The organism is Mesorhizobium sp. LSHC420B00, assembly GCF_000503055.1.
GTDB lineage: Bacteria > Pseudomonadota > Alphaproteobacteria > Rhizobiales > Rhizobiaceae > Mesorhizobium.
This window is the reverse complement of the sequence record NZ_AYVY01000003.1, coordinates 295346-310539: the sequence shown is the minus strand read 5'-3', so window position 1 is coordinate 310539 and position 15194 is coordinate 295346. Positions and strand designations below refer to the sequence as shown.

Genomic DNA, 15194 nt, shown 5'->3' with positions numbered 1-15194 from the left:
GGATTGCCTCGTTTGCGGCAGCAGTGCCGGAGAATTCGGCCTCGGCCTCGCCAAGCGCGGCCATCGCCGCCGGATCGCTCTCCAGCCATTCCTCGATGGCTTCCAGCTCGGCGCCTTCCAGCGAGCCGTTCAGATAAAACGGCAGCAGCATTTCCATTTCGTCGCGGCGTGACATTTTTTCAGCGGCGCTCATGGCCACCTCCTGTCGTAACCGGCGGCCTTGAGAGCTTCGCCGAGTTTCTTGCGGGCGTAGAACATCCTGGTCTTGACCGTGGCGACCGGAATACCGAGCACCTCGCCGATCTCGCTCACCGATTGCCCGTGATAATAGGCAAGGTCGATCACCGTGCGATGCTCTTCCGGCATGGCATCGATGAAGCGTCGCAAGGCAGCGGCCTTGTCTTCCTTCATCGTCACGACTTCCGGCGTGTCGGCACCGTCGGCGACCTGGGCCGCGTCATCGTCGTCGATCCAGTCTTCCTTCTTCCTGCGTAGCAGGGACAGCGCCTTGAAGCGGGCAATGCCGAGCAGCCATGTCGAGACCTCCGAGCGCCCCTCGAAGGCCGGCGCCTGCCGCCAGAGCTCGAGGAACACCTCGTTCGCGATATCGTCGGCCATCAGTTCCGATCCCGTCTGGCGTGCCACGAAGCGGTAGACCCGCGCGTGGTGGCGCATGAACAGGAGCCGCACGGCTGCACGGTCGCCCTTCGCGACCCGCTCGACGAGCGCGCGATCGGTCTCCGCGGCTGTCATCGCCGGTCGAGCCGCCTGGCTCCTGCCTGCTCTGTCGCTGATCGGCCCAAAAAGGTTCACCGCCTCCGCCGGATATTTGCGGAGGCTAACCGAAGAGCGGAGAGGTTGCCAGAGGTGCGCTTTCTCCTTCTCCCTGCGGGGGAGGGAAGACGCCGCCTTTGCAAACATCGCTGCAGCGAATACGCTCCGCAAATGATCAGGAATCCCACAGTTACGGTCGGTGCATTGCTGGTGAACCACGACCGGAAGGTCTTGATGGGTCTTCGCGCTGCCTGGAAGAGCGCGTGGCCTGGGCATTGGGACACGATCGGCGGCCGCGTTGAAGCCGGAGAGACGCTGGAAGAGGCACTCGTTCGCGAGATTCAGGAAGAAATTGGAGTGACGCCAACAGATTTCGGTTGGATGCGGTGCATTGGAGAGCGCCATCCCGAGCTCTATGGGAAGGCGTTGCACCACGTTTTCAAGGTCATCGGCTGGGAAGGCGGGGATCCAAGCAACATTTGCGAGGAACACACCGAGATCCGGTGGTTTGATGTCGAGGAACTTCAGCGCCTCCCCAATCTGGTGGATTGCGATTATCGCCGGCTCGCAAAGCTCGCCGCGACGTGACCTCCCGAAAGTACCCGTTCTCGCACGTGATCCGCGCACCGATCCTCGGCATTTCCCGTGACGCGAGGGAATCCCTAGGTGCTCAATTTCCCGCGCTTGCCATCCGCCGTCCCTTGATTCGCCTTCTCCAGCCCGCCGATCTCCACTTCGGGCATCTGTCGCTGATCGGCCCAAAAAGGGTTCACCGCCTCCGCCGGATATTTGCGGAGGCTAACCGAAGAGCGGAGAGGTTGCCAGAGTGTACCGTTCTCCCCCTTTTTAGCGATACTGTCTCGGCCGTCAGGCTCGCAATGACGGCGGCCACAAGGCGGCTCATAACCATCGGGTAAGGTGCAGTCGTTCAGCCTCGGGCGAGGCGTAATTGGACGCCATCGCCGTGCAGGGATTCCCGACAGTTTTGTAACTCAACAGTCCGCTGCCGGGCGACTAAGGTCCCGATCGCAAATGGCAATCCAGCCTGAAGAAACGAAATGTTATGACCAACAACAGCTTTGCGGCCGCGATTCTCGTGGATCAGTCGCCCATGGCGGTGTTCGCCGCGGTCAAGCGTCCACGCGAGTGGTGGGGCGCATGAAGCCTTGCGCGGTCGGAAGGAGCTTTCCATGAGATTGATTAGGCTGAAAGCGCCGGGAGGCTTGGAAAATCTCAAGCTGGTCGAGGAAGATTGCCCAGAACCAGGGCCGGGTGAGTTGCTTGTCAGGATACGAGCGTGTTCGTTGAATTTCCACGACAGTATGGTGGCGCTGGGAAAGAAACCGTGCGCCGATGGCCGTATCCCGCTGTCCGATGGCGCCGGAGAGGTGGTTGCGGTCTCAGACGATGTCCAAGAATTCAAGGTCGGAGATGCCGTCGTCAGCACCTATTGGCCCCATTGGCTGGCAGGCGAACCGACGCCAGCCAATAAGAAGGGCGAATTGGGAGATGATGTTGACGGCTATGCCCGAGTATGTGTGCATGCCCTGGCATGCCTTCACAAGGGCACCGGCAGACTTCACGCATGTGGAGGCGGCAACGCTTACTTGTGCCGGCGTCACCGCCTGGAAAGCCCTGATGGTGTGCGGCCAGGTGAAGCCTGGTGATACGGTGCTGGTCCTTGGCACGGGAAGTGTATCGCTGTTCGCGCTGCAATTCGCAAAAATTGCAGGCGCTCGGGTTATTGCCACCTCCTCATCGGAGGAGAAGCTGGAAAAGTTAAAGCGATTTGGAGCCGACATTGTCGTCAATTACAAGGCGGTGCCGGATTGGGGCCAGAAGGCAAGGGTATTGACGGACGGACGCGGCGTCGATCATGTGATCGAGGTTGGCGGGCCCGGCACATTGGCGCAGTCGATAACAGCTTGCAGGATGGGCGGCCACATCGCACTGATCGGTGTCTTGACTGGTTTTGCCGGGCAAGTTTCGATCCCGGCCCTGTTTTCCAATCAGATCAGGATCAGCGGAATCTCGATTGGCAGCAGGGCAGACCAGAACGACATGATCCGTGCCATAGAGGCCAACCGTTTGAAGCCTGCGATCGACCGCGGTTTTCCCCTGCAGGAGATCGCCAATGCCTTCAAGCACTACGAGTCCCAAAAGCATTTTGGCAAGGTCTGTCTCGAACTTTGACTCCTGTATCTGGCCTCCATTTGGCGTCGCGCATTTCGACCGGCTTTATGTTCTCCGCAAGCAAAGCAGGCCAGGCACCAATCAGTCGAGAAATGGCTTTGCCTTCATCGTCGCCGGCACCGGCACGCCGAGGCGCGCAAGCACCGTTGGCGCGAGCTGCAGCTGATCGAGCAGCGTCTTGGCTTCCGGACCCTCGCCGGATCCGAAGTAGTAAAGTGCGAAATCCTGCATCTCCTCGTCGTGGCCGCCATGATGGCCGCGATCGGTCTGGCCATGATCGGCGGTGACGATCACCTCGTAGCCGGCCTCCCGCCAGCGCGGCAGGAAGCCGGCGAGCATGGCGTCCATTGCATAGACGGCATGATCCATCTCATGGCAGTCATGGCCGAAGCGGTGGCCCATCGAGTCCAGCGTGCAGCTGTGCAGGATGCCGTAGTCGATGCCGTAGCGCCTGGTCAGCATGGTCAAGGTAGCGAACAGGTCGACGTCGCTCGGCGTCATCTGGTTCCTGGCATTATAGCCGGTCATGGTGTGGAACCGGCCGTGGCCGATCGGCCCGCCCGGCTCGTCGAACTCCATGTCCTCGACCAGGTCGAACGGATAGGCCCGGAAGAATTCGGACCAGTAGGAATGGGTGACCGCACCCGTCTTGCCGCCGGCCCTGCTGACTTCGGAAAAAATATCAGGCTGTTCGACGCGAAACCGGTTCTCGTTCGACAGGATACCGTGCACTTGGGGCGGCACGCCGGTGTGGATCGAGGCGTAGCAGGATGCCGAGGTCGACGGCAGGACGGAGCGCATTTTCCATACGCGGGCTTCGCCTGATTGCACCCAGCCTTCGAGATTGCCCATCAGCCGCCGCCAGTTCCGGTAAGGCACGCCGTCGAGGATGATGACCAAAAGTTTTGTCTTGAGCGCCACGGGAGTGTCTAATTTCCCGCGCTGGCCATGCGCCGTCCCTTGATCGCCTTTTCCAGCCAGCCGATCTCCATTTCGGGCACCGACGACAGCAAAAGATCGGTGTAGGCATCGAAGGGTGGCGTCAGCACGGTGCTCTTGGCGCCGTAGCGCACCACCTCGCCGCGATACATCACCGCGATTGAATCGGCGATCGACTTGACCGTGGCCAGGTCGTGGGTGATGAACAGATAGGCGACGTTTTCCTCTTTCTGCAGCCCGAGCAGCAGCTCCAGTATGCCATGGGCGACCAGCGGGTCGAGCGCCGAGGTCACCTCGTCGCAGATGATCAGCTTCGGCTTGGCGGCGAGCGAGCGGGCGATGCAGACGCGCTGCTTCTGGCCGCCCGAAAGCTCGGCCGGATAGCGGTCGATATAGCCTTTGCCCATTTCAATCTTGTCGAGCAGTTCGGCGACGCGTTTGTCGCGCTCGCGCCCGCGCATCCCAAAATAGAATTCCAGCGGCCGGCCGATGATGGTGCCGACCGTCTGGCGCGGGTTCATCGCCACATCGGCCATCTGGTAGATCATCTGCAATTGGCGCAGATCCTCTTTCGGCCGGTCGGCAAGCCGGTTGGCGAGCGGCCGCCCGTCGAAGGTGACGGTGCCTTGTTCGGGCGGCAAGAGGCCGGTGATGGCGCGCGCCAGCGTCGATTTGCCGGAGCCGGACTCGCCGACCACCGCCAGCGTCTGGCCCGGGAAAATATCGACCGAGACGTTCTTCAACACCTTGATGTGGCTGCGGCCATAGGCGGCGGTGATGTTCTTGACCGACAGGAACGGGCTCGTGCCGGGCTTCTGCTCCTGATGTTCGATCTCATGCACTGAAACCAGCGCGTTGGTGTATTCCTGGCGCGGCTCCTTGATGATCTGGCGCGTGCCGCCCCATTCGACCAGCCGGCCGTGGCGCAGCACCATGATCTCGTCCGATACCTGGGCGACGACGGCAAGATCGTGGGTGATGTAGAGCGCCGCGACATGCGTGTCGCGGATGGCATCCTTGATCGCCGCCAAGACGTCGATCTGCGTCGTCACGTCGAGCGCCGTGGTCGGCTCGTCGAAGACGATCAGGTCGGGCTCCGAGCACAGCGCCATTGCCGTCATCACGCGCTGCAGCTGACCGCCCGACACCTGGTGGGGGAAGCGCTCGCCGATGCTTTCGGGGTTCGGCAGGCTGAGCTTCTTGAACAGCGCCACGGCGCGCTTTTCGGCTTCGGCCCGCGTCGCCGTGCCGTGCAGCAGTGCTGCCTCGACCACCTGGTCCATCAGCCTGTGCGCCGGGTTGAAGGCAGCTGCCGCCGATTGCGCGACATAGCAGACCTCGCGGCCGCGCAATTTGCGGAACCCTTCGTTGCCGCCCTTCAGGATGTCGCGGCCATTGAGGATGACCTCGCCGCCGGTGATGCGCACGCCGCCGCGGCCGTAGCCCATCGACGACAGGCCGATGGTCGATTTGCCGGCGCCGGACTCGCCGATCAATCCGAGCACCTTGCCCTTTTCGAGCGTCAGCGAGACATCGTGCACCAGCACGATGTTCTTCGGCGCCTCGCCCGGCGGATATACCGTGGCCTCGATGCGCAGATTGCGGATGTCGAGCAGCACGCCGGACCTCGGTTGCCCGGGCTTCGGTTGCCCGGGCTTCGGTTGCTTGTCAGCCATTACCCGCGTCCTCCCTTCAGGCTTGTCGTGCGGTTGAGCACCCAGTCGGCGACGAGATTGACGGAAATCGCTAGCGCTGCGATCGCCGCCGCCGGAATGAGGGCGGCGCCTATGCCGAAGACGATACCATCCTTGTTTTCCTTGACCATACCGCCCCAATCGGCGTCCGGCGGCTGTACGCCAAGCCCAAGGAAGGACAGCGTCGACAGGAACAGCACGGCATAGATGAAGCGCAGGCCGAGTTCCGAAACCAGCGGCGACAGCGCATTGGGCAGGATTTCGCGGAAGATGATCCAGCCGCTGCCTTCGCCGCGCAATTTGGCCGCCTCGACGTAATCCATGACGTTGATGTCGACGGCGACCGCCCTCGACAGGCGGTAGACGCGGGTCGAATCCAGAACGCCCATGACCAGGATCAGCGTCACCAGATTGGATGGCAGCACGGAAAGCACGACAAGGGCCATGATCAGCGTCGGGATCGACATCAGGAGATCGACGAGACGCGACAGAAGCGTGTCGAACCAGCCGCCGAAAACCGCCGCCGAGAAGCCGAGTATAGCGCCGAGCGAGAACGATAGCGCGGTCGCCAGCACCGCGATGAACAGGGTGATGCGGGCGCCATAGATCATGCGCGACAACAGATCGCGGCCTAGATTGTCGGTGCCCAGCCAATGCGCCGCCGACATCGGTTCCCAAGGGACGTCGCTGACGATCTCGGCATTGCCATGCGGCGCGATCCACGGCGCAAAAATCGCCGCCAGAACGAACAGCGCCGTCAGCACGATGCCGATCAATGCCGGGATGGGGATGCGTTTGATGACGAGCATACCCGACCCCTTCATTTCGGATGTCTAAGGCGCGGATTGGCGACGATTGCCGCTATGTCCGCGATGATGTTCAGGCTGATGTAGACGGCGGCGAAGATCAGCCCGACCGCCTGCACCACAGGCACGTCACGCTTGGTGACGTGGTCGACGAGATATTGGCCCATACCCGGATAGACGAAGATCACCTCGACAACGACGACGCCGACTATGAGATAGGCCAGGTTGAGCATTACGACGTTGATGATCGGCGCAATAGCATTGGGGAAGGCATGCCTGCGGATGACCGCGAAGGCGGAAAGCCCCTTGAGTTCGGCGGTTTCGACATAGGCCGACTGCATGACATTGAGGATCGCGGCGCGCGTCATGCGCATCATATGGGCGAGCACCACCAAGGTCAGCGCCGCCGCCGGCAGTGCTATGGCCTGGATGCGCTCGCCGAACGGCATTCCGTCATAGACGGTGGAAATGGCGGGAAACCATTGATGTTGCACCGCGAAGAAAAAGACGAGCACATAGCCGACGAAGAATTCCGGGAAGGACGTCGAGGCCAGCGCCAGTCCCGAGATCAGCTTGTCGACCCAGCCATTGCGGTAGCGCACCGCGATCAGCCCGAGGATGATCGCCAGCGGCACCGCGACGACCGCCGCCCAGAAGGCGAGGAACAGTGTGTTCCACAGCCTTCCCTTGATAGAGGTTGCGATATCCTGACCGCTCGACATAGCCGTGCCGAGATCACCGGTCAGAATGCCGCCGAGCCAGCGAAAATAACGGATGTAAGCCGGATCGTTGAGCCCGAGCTGTTCGCGCAGATTGGCGAGCGACTCCGGTGTCGCCGACTGCCCGAGAATGGCTTGCGCAACATCGCCGGGCAGGATCTGGGTGCCGGCGAAGATCAGGACCGAAACGGCCAATAGAAGGATGATGCCCAGCGCAATGCGCTGGGCCACCAGTTTCACGATGGGTGAGGACATATCCGCAAGGCCGGGCTCAGGCTTCGAGCCAGCACTTCGCGAGAGCATATCCGTTCATCAACTCCTGATGCGGATCATCCACCCAGCCGGTAACCTTGGCGCCCGTCGCGTCGATGAACTGATTGAACATCGGCAGGATCAGGCCGCCCTCGTCGCGCACCATCACAGCCATGTCGTGGTACATTGCCTTGCGCTTGGCCTCGTCGAGCTCGGCGCGAGCCGCCAGCACCATCTTGTCGAAATCCGGACGCTTGAACCGTGTGTCGTTCCAGTCGGCCGTCGACAGATAGGCAGTCGAGTACATCTGGTCCTGCGTCGACCGGCCGCCCCAGTAGGAGGCGCAGAAGGGCTGCTTGTTCCAGACTTCCGACCAGTAGCCGTCGCCCGGTTCGCGCTTGATCTCCAGCTTGATGCCGGCCTTGGCCGCGCTTTGCTGGAACAGCTGTGCGGCATCGACGGCACCGGGGAAGGCGACGTCCGACGTCCGGAGCAGGACGGCACCGTCATGGCCCGACTTCTTGTAGTGGAACTTGGCCTTGTCGGGATCGTATTTGCGCTGCTCGATCTCGGTGAATAGCGGGTACGATGCATTGATCGGGAAGTCGTTGCCGAGCGAGCCATAGCCACGCAGCACCTTGTTCAGCATCTCCTCGCGGTCGATCGCCAGCTTCAGCGCCATGCGCAAATCGTTGTTGTCGAACGGCGCGGTGTTGCAGTGCATGATGAAGACGTAGTGGCCGGGTCCCGAATGGTTGCGGATGGTGACGCCGGGCACACGCTTGATCAGGTCGACGATCTTCGGCTCGACGCGGTTGATCATGTGGACCTGGCCGCCCTGCAGGGCCGCCGTACGCGCCGTGGCGTCGTTGATGACGATGATCTCGATCTGGTCGGCATGGCCCATCTTGTCGCCCTGCCAGTAGTTGGCGAAGCGCTCGCCGCCATGGCGCACGCCGGGCTCGTTGGTGGTGACCTTGTAAGGACCCGCCGAGATGCCGGCATCGGCCTTGTCCTTGCCGCCGTTCGGCTGGATGATCAGGTGATAGTCGCTAAGCAGATAGGGAAGATCGGCATTCGGCTCCTTCAGCGTCAACACCACTTCCTTGCCGCTGGCCTTGATGCTCTCGATGCCTTTCATATAGCCGAGCGCGCCGGATTTCGACTTCTCGTCCGAATGGCGTTCGAGGGTGGCGGCCACGTCCTCTGCAGTCACTTTCTTGCCGTTGTGGAACTCGACGCCGTCGCGGATCTTCAGCGTCCAGGTCTTGGCGTCGTCCGACGAGCCGATCTCCTCGGCAATGCGGTTCTCGAGCTTGCCTTCGGGAGACAGCTCGACGATCAGTTCGCCCCACATCTTGCCGAAGGCGAACGGCACCTGCGTCATGAACAGCGCCGGATCGAGGCTGTTGGTGGATTCGCCACCGACGAGGCCGGCCTTGAGCGTGCCGCCCTTGACCGGACCCGCCGCGCGGGAAGCGCTGGAAAGCAGCGAATTGGCGAAGGTTGCGGTGACGCCGAGCGCTGCCGCCCGGCCGAGAAAATCGCGACGGCTCAGCTTGCCGGGCGCAACGCGCCGGCTCAGATATTCCAGTTCGTTCGACATGTTGAGTTCCTCACTCTGTTGGTCCGACCTTATGGTCGTTTTTTCTCATTTCAATCGGGAGAATAATGACCGTAAGGGAAAGGGGTAAGCAAGACCGAATGCGACATGCCGTGGCGTAAATCGTGCGTCGCAATTGGACCAATCGCTATAAGCGCTCAAAGCAGTACCCGCGGGATTTTCTCCTCGAAGTCGCGCTCGAAGACCAGTTTCTCGCCTTCATAGGCTTCAATTCTGGCGCTAACCATGAAGCTTTGCGCGTCGGAGCGCATTTCGGCGAAGGTTTCGGTGCGCACCGACCATTCATTTCGCGACAGCGTCTGGGTCCAATGCGTCTTGCCCAAGGCTGACAGCGGATTGTCAGGACTGATCGCCCATGTCTCTCTGGCGATGCTCCCGAGGGCGAGGCCATGCTCCAGGTCGCGCACCTCACCAAAATCGTCGACGATAGAAAGCGTGATCATTCCGGTCTTTTCGTCGCGATCGACATGACGCTCGGAATTGGCGGCGCGGACCGTTTCGGTTGCCCAGGGCGTGGCGCCCTCGGGAGCGGGGAAGACCACTTCGTCACCTGGCGCCAGCGGGCGCAGCGGCAGCATCAATGTCGCGGCCGACAATTCCAGCCGGACCGGCTCCGGCGACGGCCAGATCATCGGCCAATAGCTGTTGGAGATGGCAACACGCAAGCGGTGGCCGGCCGGCACGCGATAGGCGCATTGGTCGAGGACCACCCGGGCGCTGACGGTTTCGCCGGGCACCAGCGCTTCGGGAAATTCGTGCGAGTTGCGATGCGTCAGGTTGAGCACGCCGTAGGAGATCAGCTCCGACGCTCCGTCCGGATGGACGTCGCACAGCCGAACCGCGATGTTCGCCTGGCGCCGGTCCGACGAGACCCTGACCACAACTTCGGGAGCACCGACGATGTCGACCGCTTCGGTCAGCACCGGCTGGTCGAAGCACACCGACAGCGCATCGTCGGTGCGCTGGTCACCCGGCAGTTCCGGTCCAAAGGTGAAGGGGAAATATTCGCCACCGGCAAGGCCGCAGCTTTGCGGCGAAGTGACGATAGCGTGGTTGCCTTCAGCGATAAGCTCAACCTCTTGCGTCTTGATGTTGGGTGACGGCCATTCCGTTTCAGCGACCCAGCGGCCCGGCCGCTCGGGATGCCAGCGCGCCGGACGCACGCTGTCCATCACATAGGCTCGGTAGGCCGGGTCGGCCTCTACGCCGGTGTCGAGGTCCTTCAGCCAGCGGTCCCACCAGCGCAACGCCTCCTGCAGGAAGCCGATGCGCGGTTCGGGCGCGGCGTAGTGCGGGTATTTGTGGATCCACGGGCCGACGATGCCCTTGACCGGCGCCTCGATATTGGCGGCGAGATGGGAAATCGTATTGCGATAACCATCATGCCAGCCGCCGATCGACAGCACCGCGGCATGGATGGCCGGATAGTCCTCGCAGATCGAGCCGCGCTTCCAATAGGCGTCGCGATGCTGGTGCTTCAACCACAGCGGCGCCAGGAAGGGCTGGTTCTCCAGCCGGGTCAGCCACAGGTCGCGCCATCTGTTGTCGCCGGCCAGCAACGGATCCGGCGGCCGCGACGAATAGGACAGCATGGTCGAAGCCCAGCCGAAATTCTCGATCAGCAGGCAGCCGCCCTTGTAGTGGATGTCGTCGGCGTAGCGGTCGACTGTCGAACAGAGACTGATGACTGCCTTCAGCGCCGCCGGCTGCTTGGCTGCTACCTGCAGGCAGTTGAAGCCGCCCCACGAAATGCCCATCATGCCGACATTGCCGTTGCACCAGGGCTGCGCCGCCGCCCAGGCGATGACGTCGCAAGCGTCCTGCAATTCCTGCTCGGAATATTCGTCGTCCATCAGCCCTTCGGAATCGCCATTGCCGCGCATGTCGACGCGGATCGAGGCGTAGCCGTGGCCTGCGAAATAGGGATGCGTCAGCTGATCACGATAGATCGTGCCGTCGCGCTTGCGATAGGGCAGATGTTCGAGGATTGCCGGCACCGGATCGTCGGCGGCATCGGCCGGCATCCACACCCGCGCCGACAGCCGGCAGCCGTCCGGCATGACGATCCCCATATCCGGAAATTCGACGATCTTTCGTGGGAATTCAGTGACGATTTTCATGCCGGCAGACTCCAGGAGCGCCAGATGATGGAGTCCGCAGGATGTCGTCGTGGGCCAGCCAACGAATTCGGCTGGTCAATCCGCGTCAATTCAACGGGATGTCGTTTTCGGCCTTGCTCGCCTGGTAAGCGCCGGACAGTTCGTCGTAGATTGCCGAGATGGCGCTGATCCGCGCCTCCAGCCGCTCGCGCTCAGGCCCCGACAGCGATCGTACCAGTCTGCGGATCGAAAAGCTCTTCCAATAGGCATTCTCGGCATTGTAGCCGCCGGGATCGAGGGTGAAGACCTCTTTCAGGATCTTCAAATCGTGCGGGATAGCGAAACTGTCGCGCGAATCCTCGTGGCTGAACAGATAGTAGAAATTGTCGAAGCCGGTCCAGGTGATCGCCGACAGGCAGAGCGAGCAAGGTTCGTGCGTGGCGAGAAAGATGGCATCCGCGGTGTCGACGCGCTCGGCCTTCGGCATTTCGTAGAAGCGCTTCAGGCAATGCACCTCGCCGTGCCACAGCGGGTTTTCCGTCTCATTGTTGGTTTCGGCAAGCACCAGCGAGCTGTCGTCCTTGCGCAGGATCGCCGCGCCGAACAGCTTGTTGCCATGCGCGACACCCTTCGCCGTCTTCGGCACGATGTCGTGCTCGATGACGTCGAGCAGGCGGTCGATCAGCGAAATGTCAGCCATCACCGGCTCCCGTCGGGAAGATGAATCTCATAGGCGTGCGAGAAGTGGCACTCTTCGAGGTTGGAGCCGTCGCCGCCCCGGTCGACGACCAGGAAGTCCTGGGGCTCGCCGATCGGCGTCAGCACGCCGTGCCACAAATTGCGCGGATAGTTGACGCCTTGCCCGGGCGCGGTGATGAACGCATGCGGCTCGCCCGGGCCTTCCTCGCCGTCATGGCAGACGATGACCAGGAACGGCCGTGGTGACAGCGGAATGAAGGCCTGGCTGCCAAACGGATGGCGCTCGACCATGGTAAGCTTCAACGGCAGCTCATAGGGCGTGCCACGCACCATCGAGATCAGCACGTGCGCATTCGGCCCTCGTGCTTCAGCGGTGGCGAGATCGTGATAGCGCTCGGCCTTGCCGCCATTGATCGGATAATGGTTGTCGCCGCCCATATCGATGACGTCGCCGAATTCGGCGAAATTCTCGCGGGTCAGCGGCCGCGCGACGATGCGGATCACCGCGCGCGACCCTCGATGCCCACACCGCCGAGCTTGGCGTGGCGGTTCACGTCCTTGTAGAGGAGGTAGCGGAATTTGCCTGGCCCGCCGGCATAACAAGCCTGCGGGCAGAAGGCGCGCAGCCACATATAGTCGCCGGCCTCGACTTCGACCCAGTCCTGGTTGAGACGGTAGACCGCCTTGCCCTCCAGCACATAAAGCCCGTGCTCCATGACATGCGTCTCGGCGAAGGGAATGACCGCGCCCGGCTCGAGCGTCACGATGGTGACATGCATGTCGTGGCGGATGTCTTCAGGATCGACGAAGCGCGTTGTTGCCCAGCGGCCTTCGGTACCTGGCATCGGCGTCGGTACGATATCCTGTTCGTTGGCGAAGAACGCTTGCGGCAGCTCGATGCCGTCGACCGCATCGTAAGCCTTTCGGATCCAGTGGAAGCGGACGGCAGCGCCGCTTTCGTTGCGCACCGTCCACCCGCTCGCTGGCGGCAGAAACGCGAACCCGCCCGGCCTGAGCACATGCTTCTTTCCGGCTAGCGACACGCTCAGCTCGCCTTCAACCACGAATATCGCGCCCTCGGCATCATCATCCGGTTCTGGCCGGTCGCTGCCGCCGCCGGGCGCGAGCTCGACGATGTATTGCGAAAACGTCTCGGCAAAACCCGACAGCGGCCGCGACAGCACCCAGACCCGTGTCCCATCCCAGAACGGCAAGGCGCTGGTGACGATGTCCTGCATCACGCCTTTGGGGATTACGGCATAGGCCTGTGTGAACACGGCGCGTCCGGTCAGCAATTCACTCTGGCCGGGATGTCCGCCCTGCGGCGCATAATAGGTTCGCTCGGCCATTTTCATCATATCCATAAATTCAAGCCTGTTGCGGAAGCCAGGGCCCATCGCGGCAGCCAAAGCCTATTGTGGAAGCATGTCCTTGAGACGAAGCAGCGCGATGCGCTCGACCTGTCTGCAGGCGGTTTCGAATTCGACATCGCGGCTGTTGCCGATACGCGTTTCGAACTCGGCCAGGATGTCCTCCTTGGTCTTGCCCTTCACCGCAATGATGAACGGGAAACCGAAACCGGTGACGTAGGCGGCATTGAGCTTTGCGAACAGCTCGCGCTCGTTGTCGGTCAGCGCGTCTAGCCCGGCCGAAGCCTGTTCCCTGGAGGATTCCGCGGTTAGCCGCTTGGCCTGCGCCAGTTTTCCGGCAAGGTCGGGGTGGGCATTGAGCACGGAAAGCCGCTCGGCCTCGCTGGCCGCGCGAAAGACGCGGCAGAGCGCGTTGTGCAGGCCGCCGGCACTGTCATGCGCCGGGCCGAGTTCCAACTCGTAGGCGCGCTCGGCAATCCACGGCGAATGTTCGAAGACGCCGCCGAATGCGTGGACGAAGGCCTCGAATTCCATTTTCGACGGGCGCAATGCCGGCAACCGGAACGGATGCGTCTCCTGCCAATGTTTTGCAATGTCGATGCGCCGTGCCAGCCAGACCTTGTCGTGTGATTTGACGTAGTCGATGAAGCGCTTCAGTGCCGCGACCCGGCCCGGCCGCCCAACCAGGCGGCAGTGCAGGCCGATATTCATCATGCGCGGCCGCCCTGCCTTGCCCTCGGCATAGAGCGTGTCGAAACTATCCCTGAGATAGGCAAAGAACTGGTCGCCGGAGTTGAAGCCCTGCGGCGTGGCAAAGCGCATGTCGTTGGCGTCGAGCGTATAGGGGATGACCAGCTGCGGCTTCGCCGACCCGTTCGGTGTCACATGCTCGAACCAGTAGGGCAGTTCGTCGTCATAGGTGTCCGACACATAGTCGAAGCCGCCTTCTTCCGCCGCCAGACGCACCGTGTTGATCGACGTGCGGCCGGTGTACCAGCCGGTCGGCCGCGCGCCTGTCACCTCATAATGCAGCCGTATCGCCGCTTCCATGTCGCGGCGCTCGTCTTCTGGCGCGTGGTCGCGGTAGTCGATCCATTTCAGCCCGTGCGAGGCGATCTCCCAGCCGGCCTCCTGCATCGCTGCGACCTGGTCGGGCGAGCGCGCCAGGGCCGTGGCGACGCCGTAGCAGGTGACCGGCACCTGTGCCGCGCTGAACAGGCGCAGCAATCGCCAGAAGCCGGCGCGGGCGCCGTATTCGTAGATCGATTCCATGTTCCAGTGGCGCTGGCCGGGCCAGGGCGCGGCGCCGACGATCTCCGACAGGAAAGCCTCCGAGGCCTTGTCGCCGTGCAGGACGCAATTCTCGCCGCCCTCTTCGTAATTGACGACGAACTGGACCGCGACATGCGCCCCGCCGGGCCATTTTGGATCCGGCGGATTGGCTCCGTAGCCGCGCATGTCTCGTTCGTAACGCATTCTCGCTCCTGCCGGAAATTGTGATCAGGATAGTCGAAAGGAGTGCCTGCGCATTCCCCCGAAATTTTTGAAAGTGTTTTTGTCGCGCTCCGCTCGACCGGGACTTATGCATCGCCTTTAATTGGCGCACAATTCATGAATAGTGTTCGACTGTGCAGGGAATGGAGCAGCCAGTGGCGGAAACGTCGAAAGCCGAAGGCGGGCGCCTGACGACCCATGTCCTCGACACCGCGGCCGGCAAACCGGCGGCCGGTCTGTCGATTGAGCTCTATCATCTTGACGGCCAGGCCCGGACGCATCTGAAAACGGTCGTCACCAATGATGACGGCCGTTGCGATGCTCCGTTGCTTGCCGGCGCGGAGTTCCGTACCGGCGAATACGAATTGGTCTTTGCGGCCGGCGATTATCTGCGCCGGCAGGGGACAAAACTGCCGGAACCGGCCTTCCTCGACCATGTGCCCATCCGCTTCGGTATGGCCGAGCCGATGCACTATCATGTGCCGCTGCTTCTGTCGCCGTACGGCTATTCGACCTACCGGGGAAGCTGAG

14 protein-coding genes and 2 pseudogenes are annotated in these 15194 nt (G+C 62.2%); 4 read left to right on the top strand and 12 right to left on the bottom strand.

Annotation, left to right across the window (positions count from 1 at the left end; translation table 11 throughout):
- Together X760_RS0137400 and X760_RS49120 are read right to left on the bottom strand one after the other, a co-directional pair.
- Positions 1 to 193, bottom strand: a pseudogene (locus X760_RS0137400) (anti-sigma factor); the annotation flags it as partial.
- On the bottom strand, positions 190 to 753 hold the full coding sequence (locus tag X760_RS49120) for a sigma-70 family RNA polymerase sigma factor (protein ID WP_023718093.1): 564 nt from the start codon (positions 751 to 753) through the stop codon (positions 190 to 192). The pseudogene X760_RS0137400 and the gene X760_RS49120, both read right to left, overlap by 4 nt.
- 192 nt (positions 754 to 945) lie before the next feature.
- Between X760_RS49120 and X760_RS49115 the strand changes: the two genes are divergently transcribed.
- From X760_RS49115 to X760_RS49105, 3 genes and pseudogenes are all read left to right on the top strand, one after another.
- Complete coding sequence (locus tag X760_RS49115) at positions 946 to 1362, top strand: NUDIX hydrolase (protein WP_031193706.1); 417 nt, start codon at positions 946 to 948, stop codon at positions 1360 to 1362.
- Positions 1363 to 1964: 602 nt separating this feature from the next.
- Positions 1965 to 2162 (top strand): annotated as a pseudogene (locus tag X760_RS79070) (NAD(P)-dependent alcohol dehydrogenase); the annotation flags it as partial.
- A 43-nt stretch (positions 2163 to 2205) separates the two neighbouring features.
- Positions 2206 to 2967 carry an NAD(P)-dependent alcohol dehydrogenase gene (locus X760_RS49105; protein ID WP_348633212.1) on the top strand — a complete coding sequence of 254 codons (762 nt, stop codon included), beginning with the start codon at positions 2206 to 2208 and terminating at the stop codon, positions 2965 to 2967.
- Positions 2968 to 3048: 81 nt separating this feature from the next.
- Here X760_RS49105 and X760_RS49100 read toward each other — a convergent pair whose 3' ends face one another.
- From X760_RS49100 to puuE, 10 genes are all read right to left on the bottom strand, one after another.
- Positions 3049 to 3888, bottom strand: coding sequence for an alkaline phosphatase family protein (locus X760_RS49100; protein WP_023718089.1), 840 nt, complete (start codon positions 3886 to 3888; stop codon positions 3049 to 3051).
- An 8-nt stretch (positions 3889 to 3896) separates the two neighbouring features.
- Positions 3897 to 5582: an ABC transporter ATP-binding protein gene (locus X760_RS49095; RefSeq protein ID WP_023718088.1), complete on the bottom strand. Its 1686-nt coding sequence runs from the start codon at positions 5580 to 5582 to the stop codon at positions 3897 to 3899.
- The gene (locus X760_RS49090; RefSeq protein WP_023718087.1) at positions 5582 to 6409 is read right to left on the bottom strand and encodes an ABC transporter permease; all 828 of its coding nucleotides are present in this window, start codon (positions 6407 to 6409) and stop codon (positions 5582 to 5584) included. The genes X760_RS49095 and X760_RS49090 overlap by 1 nt, the downstream gene beginning before the upstream one ends.
- A gap of 11 nt (positions 6410 to 6420) precedes the next feature.
- Entirely contained in the window at positions 6421 to 7380 is a 960-nt protein-coding gene (locus X760_RS49085) for an ABC transporter permease (protein WP_023718086.1), read from the bottom strand.
- A 16-nt stretch (positions 7381 to 7396) separates the two neighbouring features.
- Complete coding sequence (locus X760_RS49080; protein ID WP_023718085.1) at positions 7397 to 8983, bottom strand: ABC transporter substrate-binding protein; 1587 nt, start codon at positions 8981 to 8983, stop codon at positions 7397 to 7399.
- Between the two features lie 155 nt (positions 8984 to 9138).
- Entirely contained in the window at positions 9139 to 11121 is a 1983-nt protein-coding gene (locus tag X760_RS49075; RefSeq protein WP_023718084.1) for a CocE/NonD family hydrolase, read from the bottom strand.
- Between the two features lie 85 nt (positions 11122 to 11206).
- Positions 11207 to 11800, bottom strand: coding sequence for a nucleoside deaminase (locus X760_RS49070; RefSeq protein WP_023718083.1), 594 nt, complete (start codon positions 11798 to 11800; stop codon positions 11207 to 11209).
- Entirely contained in the window at positions 11800 to 12303 is a 504-nt protein-coding gene (locus X760_RS49065) for an ureidoglycolate lyase (protein ID WP_023718082.1), read from the bottom strand. Before X760_RS49065 ends, X760_RS49070 begins: the two co-directional genes overlap by 1 nt.
- Positions 12300 to 13163: a bifunctional allantoicase/(S)-ureidoglycine aminohydrolase gene (locus X760_RS49060; RefSeq protein WP_031193705.1), complete on the bottom strand. Its 864-nt coding sequence runs from the start codon at positions 13161 to 13163 to the stop codon at positions 12300 to 12302. Before X760_RS49060 ends, X760_RS49065 begins: the two co-directional genes overlap by 4 nt.
- A 48-nt stretch (positions 13164 to 13211) precedes the next feature.
- The gene (puuE, locus tag X760_RS49055; RefSeq protein ID WP_023718080.1) at positions 13212 to 14645 is read right to left on the bottom strand and encodes an allantoinase PuuE; all 1434 of its coding nucleotides are present in this window, start codon (positions 14643 to 14645) and stop codon (positions 13212 to 13214) included.
- Between the two features lie 173 nt (positions 14646 to 14818).
- Here puuE and uraH point away from each other — a divergent pair, with 173 nt between their 5' ends.
- Positions 14819 to 15193, top strand: coding sequence for a hydroxyisourate hydrolase (gene uraH, locus X760_RS49050; protein WP_023676223.1), 375 nt, complete (start codon positions 14819 to 14821; stop codon positions 15191 to 15193).
- Position 15194: the final 1 nt, after the last annotated feature.

Excerpts from the sequence above, each read along its gene's own strand:
- X760_RS49120 (WP_023718093.1), bottom strand. The coding sequence starts at position 753 with ATGACAGCCGCGGAGACCGATCGCGCGCTCGTCGAGCGGGTCGCGAAG.
- X760_RS49115 (WP_031193706.1), top strand. The coding sequence starts at position 946 with ATGATCAGGAATCCCACAGTTACGGTCGGTGCATTGCTGGTGAACCAC.
- X760_RS49105 (WP_348633212.1), top strand. The coding sequence starts at position 2,206 with ATGCCGTCGTCAGCACCTATTGGCCCCATTGGCTGGCAGGCGAACCGA.
- X760_RS49095 (WP_023718088.1), bottom strand. The coding sequence starts at position 5,582 with ATGGCTGACAAGCAACCGAAGCCCGGGCAACCGAAGCCCGGGCAACCG.
- X760_RS49090 (WP_023718087.1), bottom strand. The coding sequence starts at position 6,409 with ATGCTCGTCATCAAACGCATCCCCATCCCGGCATTGATCGGCATCGTG.
- X760_RS49085 (WP_023718086.1), bottom strand. The coding sequence starts at position 7,380 with ATGTCCTCACCCATCGTGAAACTGGTGGCCCAGCGCATTGCGCTGGGC.
- X760_RS49080 (WP_023718085.1), bottom strand. The coding sequence starts at position 8,983 with ATGTCGAACGAACTGGAATATCTGAGCCGGCGCGTTGCGCCCGGCAAG.
- X760_RS49075 (WP_023718084.1), bottom strand. The coding sequence starts at position 11,121 with ATGAAAATCGTCACTGAATTCCCACGAAAGATCGTCGAATTTCCGGAT.
- X760_RS49070 (WP_023718083.1), bottom strand. The coding sequence starts at position 11,800 with ATGGCTGACATTTCGCTGATCGACCGCCTGCTCGACGTCATCGAGCAC.
- X760_RS49060 (WP_031193705.1), bottom strand. The coding sequence starts at position 13,163 with ATGGATATGATGAAAATGGCCGAGCGAACCTATTATGCGCCGCAGGGC.
- puuE (WP_023718080.1), bottom strand. The coding sequence starts at position 14,645 with ATGCGTTACGAACGAGACATGCGCGGCTACGGAGCCAATCCGCCGGAT.